Source organism: Pontibacter pamirensis, from assembly GCF_010015475.1.
Lineage (GTDB): Bacteria > Bacteroidota > Bacteroidia > Cytophagales > Hymenobacteraceae > Pontibacter > Pontibacter pamirensis.
Window position 1 is genome coordinate 37,987 of record NZ_SSNI01000044.1, and the last position, 9,338, is coordinate 47,324.

A 9,338-nucleotide genomic window follows, 5' to 3' on the forward strand; every position below is an offset into this window, starting at 1 on the left:
GGTGGGTAAGAGTCTTCAGACTCGCTTGTGCAGTAGTAGCTTTCTGGCAAATGAAACAGCAGCAAAACAAAAGCCTTTCCAACTGGAAGGACTTTTGTTTTGCTGAAGGTGGTATGGTATGGCGTAAAGCAAGTACTACCGCTTCTGCAGTTTCCTGAGTTCCTGCTCTATATAGCTTTTGGGGAGCCAGCGCTTGCCAACGAGCACACCCTCTATCTGCTGCGTTTGTTCGATTTGCTTTAACGGGTTGCCCGCCAGTAAAACAAGGTCAGCGGCAGCGCCGGTTTTAATGGTACCAATGTCCGGGCGGTTCAGGTAGCGACCTACATTTACGGTGCCGGTGCGCAGGGCCTCATAAGGACTAAGGCCTGCATCTACCAGGTACTTTAGCTCGTGATGCGTCGAGAAGCCCGGCACATTGAACACCTGTGGTGCATCAGAACCGAGCAACAGCCCAACGCCATTTCGATTTGCTTCATATATAAGCTTTCTTCTGAGCTGTAAGTAGTCCGCAATTTTCGCAGCATCATACTGCGGGTTCTGCATCAAATTCCTTTTCGTGGACGTCCAGTTATCTAGCGTTTTGAGTGTCATGTATTTCATTTCCGGTGCCTGTCGCAGTTCCTCGGGGTCTTTGTCCGCCGCTATCCATCGCTCAGCAAGGGCCTGGGTCGGAACAACCCATATATCGTTTTCACGGAGCGCGTTTACCAGCTTCTGTATACGGCTTTCATCAGCTTGGTTGGCAATGTACATGGCAAATAGGCCCGCCTGCTGCTCCGGAATGGTATCCAGGCTTGGCACCAGGCTTTCCACAAAGCCGTCCAGGTGGTCGATAGAGGCATAACCGCTTTCGATGGCGCGCCAGACACCTACATCGTAAGACACATGACCGGCAAACGGGATGCCTACCTCTTTGGCTGTGCTGGCGATAGCTGCAAAAGTTTCGGGCGTGAGGCCGGGGTGCAGCTTCAGGAAATCATATCCTGCCTGCTTCTGCTGGCGCACCATCTCAGCGCCTTCGGCCGGGGCTTTCACGCTGTTGCCGTTAAAGGAAGGGCCAGAAGTATAAAATCGGGGGCTGATAAGTTGACCGCTCTGGATTTTGTCGCGGAGCTCCAAGTGGCGCGGGTGGCCCAGCATACCTCGGATGGTCGTAATGCCATTCAGCGCAAAAAGCTTCAGCACTTCCTCCATCGGCTCAAATTCATTTACGGGAGGTACATGCGCATGCATCTCCGCCAGCCCCGGCATCAGGTACTTGCCTTCTCCATTTATAACCAAAGCGTCTTTGCCATACTTCACTTCCCCTGACTTGCCCATGGCGCTGATAACGCCGTCTTTAACCACCACGTCCTGATCTGCGAGCACCTGCTCTTTGTCCATGGGGATGACGTTGACAGCACGAAAAACTATTTCGCGGTTCCCTGAATGCACTGGCTCCTGGGCCATACTAGAAATACTGAACAGCACAAGAAAACAGGCGAAGGCTGCTTTCAGGAGATTATTTGTTGCGTACTGTAGCATAAGAAACAGGATTTATAATGAGACTTGACAGAAAGAAATCACCTTGTTCTTTATTTCACAAAAGAAGCAAGCCTTTCCACAGCAACTATTCTACCATGAAATACTCCTAAAAGGCTTTAAGTGTTTACTGGCTGTAGAGCAACAGGTTGTTCTGCAGGCAACCATATTCTAAACGAGGGTAAGTTCCTTTCTTACCTGGCAACCAGATATGTAACAGCGAAAGATTTTGTACTTTATACTTACTATGTTGTACATGCCGGTCGGAATAGCTTTCTGGCAGTTTTCTAATCGTAGAGAGAAAGTGCTCGTAAGAGAAGAATTATCTGAAACTAAATTTCATAATTATGAAGAAGACTTTCAACTTTATAATGACAGCGGCTTTTCTTTCCTCGTCGCTTTTGCTTGCCTCCTGCGCCGACAACCCCGCCACCGAGGATACTGATTTAGAAGGCACCACCACCGGAGGACTTGATATTGGTGGCGCTGCCGCTGGCGAAGGCGTGGATACTACAATCGTAGTAACCGATACCCTCCGCACCACAGCCGGCTCAACAACTGGTGGCGCAACGACAAATTAAACTGTAATTTCGCCTCAGTGCTACACAAGTGCCTCAAGAGCGGCTTTATTTAATACTTCCTGCGGATGAACGAGGACAGCTTATCGCTCCAGGTGCTTTACTACCCTTTACATATGAATAAAATAACAGCTGCCATCAACCACATTGCGCTTTATGTGCACAACCTAGACAGAAGTACAAATTTTTACAAAGAAGTGCTGCAACTGCGCCAGATACCGGAGCCTTTTAAAGACGGTTGGCATAACTGGTTCAGCATAGGAGAGCGAAGCCAGCTGCACCTGATAGAAGGAGCACCCCGGGAAATAGTGCAGGAGAAGCAAAGGCACATCTGTTTCAGTGTTTCATCGCTGGAAGATTTCATGGAGAACCTGGAAGAACTGCAAATAGCTTACGGCAACTTCGAAGAAACATCTAAAGAACCTAACCTGCGCTCCGACGGTATCCGGCAGATTTTCTTCCAGGACCCGGACGGTTATTGGGTGGAGGTAAATGATGACCATGCATAAACAGCGCTGGAAAAGCTTAGGTTAGAAGGAAGCTTTTAGCTTAAGTTCCGGGATTATTCCTTACATGAGTAAACTTTATCAGGAAAAAGTTTATTTTTGATAGAAAAAAAGGGAATGGCTTTGGTTGCTTTACAAGTGGTTTTGGTGGCGGGCGCAGTACAAGGGTTGTGCCTGGCTACCCTGCTTTTTACGCGCAGGCAAAACAAACTGGCCAACAGTATACTGGGTGTGCTTATCCTGCTGCTGTCTTTCCAGTCGGTGTTGGTGGCATACGATACGCGCGATTTTTTTATGACCTTTCCGCACCTGAGCAAGGTGAGCTGGCTATTGCCATCGTTGTTTGGTCCGCTCATCTATCTGTTCACCGCAAAGCTAACCAGCGTGAAACCCGCCTGGAATAAGAAAGACTTCCTTCATCTGGTGCCCTTCATACTGTGCCTGTTGTACTTGCTGCCGTACTTTTTACAGCCAGCCGCAGCCAAAATCGCCTATCTCGACAATTTTGACAAAGCCTCGGAAGATGATTTCGGTGTCCTGAACCAGTTGCTCAATTTTTTGCACCTGGGCTATACCTGTGCCGCACTGGTCCTTATCCGAAAGCACGAACAGAACATCCTGCAAAGCTTCTCAGAACTGCGCAAAGTCCGTTTGCACTGGCTGAAGCAGTTTGTGCAGCTTATCTTCTGCGTCATTCTGATTGGCGTATTTGTATTTTATGCCCGCAAATGGAATGTGCCATGGGTGACGGAAGTGTATCATTTCCATTACCTGGGAGTTATCTTGTGTATCTATTGGATAGGGTATAAAGCACTTTCGCAGCCCGCTATATTCAATAATACAGTGTCGTTTCCGCAAACTAGGGAAGAACCGGGAGCAGAAATAACAGGGCTTGATGAGACGGTGGAAGAGGCGCAAACGGGTGAAGACACTGTTGCGGTAAAGTACCAGAAGTCTGGTTTGAAGGATGACGCGGCTGAAGAATACCTGGACCAGCTACTGGTCTTTATGCAGGAGCAGAAGCCGTACCTGCAAAATGAGCTCAGCATTCAGGAGTTGGCAGAGGTTGTTGGTATACCGAAGCACCACCTGTCACGTGTTGTTAATGAGCGGCTTGGTAAAAATTTTTATGATTTCATTAATGCCTATAGGGTAGAGGAGGCGAAGCGCCTGCTGTTGAACCCTGCTTTCAGCCACTATACTACCTTGGCCATTGCCTTGGAGGCAGGCTTTAGTTCTAAAGCCACCTTCAATGCCGTTTTCAAGAAACAAACTGGTCTCACGCCAACGGCATATGTCTCAAAAGCTAAAATACCTGTCTGAACTTAGCGGATAAGACGCTTTGCCTGCTTTTAGACCGTACGTTTGCAGCAACATTAACCTTTTTAAGCTTTGGAAATGAAAAGATTATCCGTTTTGCTGCAGTTTGTGTTGCTGGTGTGCCTGCCGTTGCATTCTTCTGCCCAATCTACCCCACAACAGGCTGAAAAATTTACGCCTGCACAGTTACGTGAAGATTTCACCTTGTTTCGCCAGGCACTGGAAGAAGCCCATCCGGGGCTGTACCGTTATACCTCCAAAGAAGTGTTTGATGCAAAATTCGACAGTACCTATGCTACCTTCAACCGTTCTATGACGGAGCAGGATTTTTATACCTCTGTAAAGCCGCTTGTTACGCTCATCCGCTGCGGGCATACTAAGTTTATGCCCAAAGGTGAGCCCGGTGGAGACTATAATTACTGGTACCATACCGACCAGCTTTTCCCGCTAAAGCTGTACGTAACAGCGGGCAAGGCACACATCCTTTATCACTATGCCGATGGCGCAGTGGCTCCTGCCGGTGCGGAGCTGCTGGCTATAAATGGCAAGTCTTTTCAGGAAATTCAGCAAAAGCTACTGCCTAACCTGTCGTTTGCAGATGGCCTGGTGCAGACTACAAAGTACATGGACATGAGCCAGTACTTTAGCGGGCATTATGCAGCATTTGTAGATGCTGCGCCAGTATACACCGTCACCTATCGGGGTGGGGATGGCGAAGCAGTGACCGCAGACTACCCGGCCGTAAGTTTAGAAACAATAAAGGCCTCGGAGCAGAAAAAAGCGGAGGGAAAGGCAGAACAGCCACCATACAGGCTCTCTTTTAGCGAAGACAATGTAGCGGTGCTGGAGATAGACTGGTTTATGAACAGCAAAAAGCTGAAGTTCAAAAAGTTTATGACTGATGCCTTCAAAACCATCAAAGAACGCAACCCAAAGGCGCTCATAATCGACGTCCGGAACAATGAGGGAGGTATGGATGGCTTGGGAATGCTCCTGAGCTCTTATCTGGCAGATAAACCGTATCAGTACTTTAGCCGTGTTGTCTCTAACTCAGATAAAAAATTCAGCTTTTCTGATAAGGCCCATGAGCCCTGGTACTACTGGTATTTCCGAAGCAGAATGAAAAAGAATAACCGGGGCACCTTTGATGTACAGCCCGCTAAGTACCTGCGGGAACTCACGCCCCAAAGAGATGCCTATACCGGTGATGTATATATCCTGACGAATGGCTGGAGCTTTTCTGTTACAGGCGAGTTTGCTGCAGTAGTACACAACATGGGCAGGGCCATCTTTGTCGGGCAGGAAACGGGTGGCGCTTACCAGGGCGATAACAGCGGGTACTTTTCTTTTTTGCCTCTCCCGAATACCAAAGTCGTTCTGGGTATTCCGCTCTGGTCATACTATACGGCTGTTTCCAATGAGCCAGTGAAAGACCGGGGCGTTATACCGCACCACATAGTGGAGTCAACGGTACAGGATGTGCTAAATGGCACCGACCGTGAAATGACCTATACGCAGGAACTCATCCGGAAGAAAGCCGCCAGCACACAGGCAATCAGAAATCAACAGTAGTTGAGCAGGCTCTGAATTTTCACTTGTCTCTGATTAGCGAGGGTGTAATCAGCAGGCTAAGAAGTCCTCCGGAAATGAGAACCACAACAGTATTAGGAATATAGCTAAAGTCTAGCCCTGTTGAAAACCTGATAGCAGTTGTAAATAAAGTAATTGCTATAATCAGCAACCAGTACCGGAGCGTTTTATAGCTATAGTTAATCTGGTAGTTAGAGTTGTCTTCACTTGTTACAGGAAGTAGCAGGATGGCATAAAGCACCCCAAGCCCACCAACAACAGAGAAGCCTAGCTGGAGCAAAAAGTAAAGAGGAATGTGGTGTTCACCTAAAGCCACCTCTTCTGCCAAAACCGGGAACCAATGAAGAAAGACACCATACTGATGTGTAAAATGGTCCCAGAAAATATGGGAGGCGATACCAATAAGTATGGAAATAATAACTACAAGAGTATGCTCACGGAAATGGCGTGCCCAGGCAAAGCTTTTGAACCTAATAAGCCGCTGCTTCAGGAAAGGGGGGAGGTGGTTGATAAGCGGATTGCGCACTATAAGATGAAATAAAAAGCAAAGTACAAGTGCTAAAGGCAGATTAAACCAGAAAATGCTGTGCCAGGTATGGCTGAAAGAGACTTGAGCTTTCATCTTCAGGAACATCTCAAAATCCGGAGCGACACTGCCCGCAACCAGGCCTGTTAAAGAACGCCAGCGTTGAGGCAGGTAGTAGCCTGGTAAAACAATGGCTGGATGGGAAAAGGTAAAAGGCATTGGAAATTACACTTATTTACTTCATAAACAGGAATCCCCTGCCACTTAGCAGCAGCAGGGGATTCCTGTTTTTATTTATCTTCTTGGTAGCAGCAGCTTAATAGTCGTCACGCTCAATGGCAGCAACACCCGGAAGCGTTTTGCCTTCCATGTACTCCAGCAGCGCACCGCCACCTGTTGATACATAAGACACGCGGTCGGCGTAGCCCAACTGGTTTACGGCAGCAGCAGAGTCACCACCGCCAATCAGGGAGTAAGCGCCACGGTTCGTTGCCTCCACCACTGCCTCGGCGACAGCCTCAGTACCTACAGAGAAGTTAGACATCTCGAACACGCCCATCGGTCCGTTCCAAAGTATAGTTTTAGAATTGGCGATAACGGCAGCATACTCTTCGCGTGCGTTCGGGCCTATGTCCAGTCCCATCCAAAGAGGCTTGATGTGGTGGCTGAGGCAGGTGTCAACATTGGCATCGTTGCTGAACGCATCGGCTACCACAGAGTCAACCGGAATCATCAGTTGCACGCCTTTTTCGCGGGCCATGGCAATCAGGCGGCCCGCCAGTTCTACTTTATCTTCTTCTACAAGCGAGGAACCAATGGTACCACCATCGGCTTTGATAAAGGTATAAGACATACCGCCACCGATGATGAGGTTGTCCACCTTGTCCAACAGGCGCTCGATGATCAGGATTTTGTCGGAGATTTTGGCACCTCCCATAATAGCGGTATAGGGACGTTCCACGTTTTCGAGTACACGGCGGGCATTTTCAAGTTCAGCCTGCATTACGTAGCCCACCACCTTATCGTTCGGGAAGTAACGCGCTACTACGGCTGTAGAGGCATGCTCTCTGTGGGCTGTTCCGAAGGCGTCGTTCACATACACATCACCCAGGGCAGCAAGTTCTTTTGCAAAATCAGGGTCGCCTTTCTCTTCTGCTTTATGGAAGCGCAGGTTCTCCAGCAGCAGAATCATTCCTGGCTGCAACTCATGTGCCAGCGAGGCAGCCTCCGGGCCTACACAGTCGTTGGCGAACTTCACCTTTGTGTTAAACTCTTTCTCCAGGAGGCTTACTAAATGCTTGAGCGAGTATTTTTCCTCCGGCCCGCCTTTAGGACGGCCAAGGTGCGACATGAGGATCACAGCCCCCCCATCGTCCAGAATTTTCTGAATAGTAGGTACTGCCGCTCTGATGCGGTTATCGTCTGTGATGTTGTATTCTTCGTCGAGAGGCACGTTAAAATCCACGCGCACCAATGCCTTTTTTCCGGCAAAGTTATACTGGTCTACGGTTTTCATAATTTTATTTACAGTTGTGAATCAATGATTTAGGTTTATGTAAAATGGGTATTAGTCGAAAATAATTTAATCGTTAGTAGCTTCTACTATCATACACGCATTTTACTTTTTTCTGTTTGATTCCTAAAAATAGCTTAAACGTGGATTATAACCAATTTCACTAAGACAAGCTGCACTATAAGCAATGGTTGTCGTCCTTGGGTCTAGCCGAACCAGCGGTGGTACCTGCCTGTCAAGCTGATGCCGTTTCTCAGGCATGTTCGTGATGACAATAAATTTCTTGAGTTGATGGCATTGGGTGATGCCTAAGTTTTTATTGTGACTGGGGATATTGTCATTGATGGTGTATACTCCTTCTGTGGTCTTGCAACCTCTCTCGTATTCCTTGCACCCACAGGAGTGTTGCCTTTTGCGACAGTGTAAGCTTTTATAAGCTTTCCATCAGCGTAAGCCAGGATTCTTCTTTGGGACTTGCAGACTGCCAGCCTGTCTATCTGTGTGCCTTGCTGTAGCTTACGCTCAGGATAAAGATAATAAGCTGATAGCGCAAAGGAGACAGCTATAACTAAAAGGAAGAGAGCTGGTTCAAATCTCACATAATGAGCCTTCTAAAGCATGTGCCGGTTAACTCTGGTATGTACAATAAGGGTATATTAATACAAAGACTTCTTCCGCACCAGAGAGCCTGCTTAGTTGCACTCATTCCGAGTCGGACACATTGCCTGAAGAGCTGCTTTCTGTAAAAACAGGTGTTTGTAAAGTTGCTTTCAGGGAATGTTGTTCGTGATTATCCGAGTTTATACTCGAGTAAATCCGTTTATACACGGATAGTAAACACAGCGGAATTGCACTTAAATCTGTAGGAATCTGCCGTCGCTGTTGGCGTATTTTAGATCTTTTCGAATTTTATACAGTGGCGTAGCGGCATAACCAGGAGGCAGAAGGGCCTTTTAAACGAGGATGGTAGTGCCTGTTTCTGACTTCTTTTGTAATGAGGCTAATAATTAGTGACAGAAGGTGGAGCTTGAAGATTATTTAGTATATTGTTTTAAGAGAATATTATGGAAAAAGCACTGGAATATGGTAGATGGACATTTAAACTGAAGAAAGAGCAGCGTATACCACCTTCGCACATAGTGCAGATAAGCCGAATAACTCCGTTTAGCCGTTAGTTGTCTGGTATTGAAATTATGAATAGAAAGTATGTTGGTATTGTGTTCTTGACTTTGGCTTTCTTTGTCTTCGCTATGATGGCAGCAGGTTCACACGGGCATATCCGATTTAGACCCCATATGGGTGAAGACTGGTTTTTCTGGGGTGCAATAATATTCTTTACCACAATTGGAGTTGGACTAATATTCAGAAGCAGTAAATAGAAAGCCAATTCAACGACCTACGGTTCTTACAAAAAGAATGAATAAAGCTTTACTACTCTTAATATGCTTACAAATATGCTTCGCAGCCTCAGCACAGGATGGAGCGAACAGAACAAAGCTTGGAGTTGAATATGCAAAGCGAGAATTAGCTGACGCACTTAAAAATCCATCACAGAAGCAGATACTTGCGGAGAAGGTTATTAAGGATAAAGAAACAGCTATAAGTGTGGCAGAAGCAATGTTGTTCAGTACTTATGGTAAAGAGAACATTATAAGACTATAGTACTCCCTGTTTGTAGGACCACCAAGCACTGTTTTTAAGTTGATTTTTCCCTAAGTCCTCTCCCAATCAGGCCGCCTGCTGTTTGTATACCTCCACCGGAATCTGTCTCCCTATCCCCT

General features: G+C 47.1%; 9 protein-coding genes. 5 read left to right on the forward strand and 4 right to left on the reverse strand.

Annotation, left to right across the window (positions count from 1 at the left end; genetic code table 11):
* Nucleotides 1-135: 135 nt before the first annotated feature.
* Nucleotides 136-1,527: an amidohydrolase family protein gene (locus E1919_RS23125; protein ID WP_162055783.1), complete on the reverse strand. Its 1,392-nt coding sequence runs from the start codon at nt 1,525-1,527 to the stop codon at nt 136-138.
* Between the two features lie 344 nt (nt 1,528-1,871).
* Here E1919_RS23125 and E1919_RS23130 point away from each other — a divergent pair, with 344 nt between their 5' ends.
* The 4 genes from E1919_RS23130 to E1919_RS23145 all read left to right on the forward strand — a co-directional run bounded on the left by E1919_RS23130 (nt 1,872) and on the right by E1919_RS23145 (nt 5,500).
* A complete protein-coding gene (locus tag E1919_RS23130; protein WP_162055784.1) occupies nt 1,872-2,105 on the forward strand; it encodes a hypothetical protein in 234 nt (77 codons plus the stop codon).
* 113 nt (nt 2,106-2,218) lie between these two features.
* Nucleotides 2,219-2,611 (forward strand): VOC family protein, encoded by a 393-nt coding sequence (locus E1919_RS23135; protein ID WP_162055785.1) that lies wholly within the window; start codon nt 2,219-2,221, stop codon nt 2,609-2,611.
* Nucleotides 2,612-2,707: 96 nt separating this feature from the next.
* Complete coding sequence (locus E1919_RS23140) at nt 2,708-3,931, forward strand: helix-turn-helix domain-containing protein (protein WP_162055786.1); 1,224 nt, start codon at nt 2,708-2,710, stop codon at nt 3,929-3,931.
* A 75-nt stretch (nt 3,932-4,006) separates the two neighbouring features.
* Complete coding sequence (locus tag E1919_RS23145; protein WP_162055787.1) at nt 4,007-5,500, forward strand: S41 family peptidase; 1,494 nt, start codon at nt 4,007-4,009, stop codon at nt 5,498-5,500.
* Nucleotides 5,501-5,519: 19 nt separating this feature from the next.
* Here E1919_RS23145 and E1919_RS23150 read toward each other — a convergent pair whose 3' ends face one another.
* The 3 genes from E1919_RS23150 to E1919_RS23160 all read right to left on the reverse strand — a co-directional run bounded on the left by E1919_RS23150 (nt 5,520) and on the right by E1919_RS23160 (nt 8,156).
* Entirely contained in the window at nt 5,520-6,263 is a 744-nt protein-coding gene (locus tag E1919_RS23150) for a DUF4184 family protein (RefSeq protein ID WP_162055788.1), read from the reverse strand.
* Between the two features lie 97 nt (nt 6,264-6,360).
* Nucleotides 6,361-7,560, reverse strand: a complete 1,200-nt coding sequence (locus E1919_RS23155; protein ID WP_162055789.1) for a phosphoglycerate kinase — start codon at nt 7,558-7,560, stop codon at nt 6,361-6,363.
* Between the two features lie 305 nt (nt 7,561-7,865).
* Nucleotides 7,866-8,156: a hypothetical protein gene (locus E1919_RS23160; protein ID WP_162055790.1), complete on the reverse strand. Its 291-nt coding sequence runs from the start codon at nt 8,154-8,156 to the stop codon at nt 7,866-7,868.
* A gap of 817 nt (nt 8,157-8,973) precedes the next feature.
* On the opposite strand from E1919_RS23160, the gene E1919_RS23165 reads away from it, so the two are divergent.
* Nucleotides 8,974-9,219 (forward strand): hypothetical protein, encoded by a 246-nt coding sequence (locus tag E1919_RS23165; RefSeq protein ID WP_162055791.1) that lies wholly within the window; start codon nt 8,974-8,976, stop codon nt 9,217-9,219.
* Nucleotides 9,220-9,338 lie beyond the last annotated feature (119 nt).

Bases quoted from the DNA above. Each gene is read 5' to 3' on its own strand.
- E1919_RS23145 (WP_162055787.1), top strand. From the start codon at position 4,007: ATGAAAAGATTATCCGTTTTGCTGCAGTTTGTGTTGCTGGTGTGCCTG.
- E1919_RS23135 (WP_162055785.1), top strand. From the start codon at position 2,219: ATGAATAAAATAACAGCTGCCATCAACCACATTGCGCTTTATGTGCAC.
- E1919_RS23165 (WP_162055791.1), top strand. From the start codon at position 8,974: ATGAATAAAGCTTTACTACTCTTAATATGCTTACAAATATGCTTCGCA.
- E1919_RS23155 (WP_162055789.1), bottom strand. From the start codon at position 7,560: ATGAAAACCGTAGACCAGTATAACTTTGCCGGAAAAAAGGCATTGGTG.
- E1919_RS23150 (WP_162055788.1), bottom strand. From the start codon at position 6,263: ATGCCTTTTACCTTTTCCCATCCAGCCATTGTTTTACCAGGCTACTAC.
- E1919_RS23125 (WP_162055783.1), bottom strand. From the start codon at position 1,527: ATGCTACAGTACGCAACAAATAATCTCCTGAAAGCAGCCTTCGCCTGT.
- E1919_RS23130 (WP_162055784.1), top strand. From the start codon at position 1,872: ATGAAGAAGACTTTCAACTTTATAATGACAGCGGCTTTTCTTTCCTCG.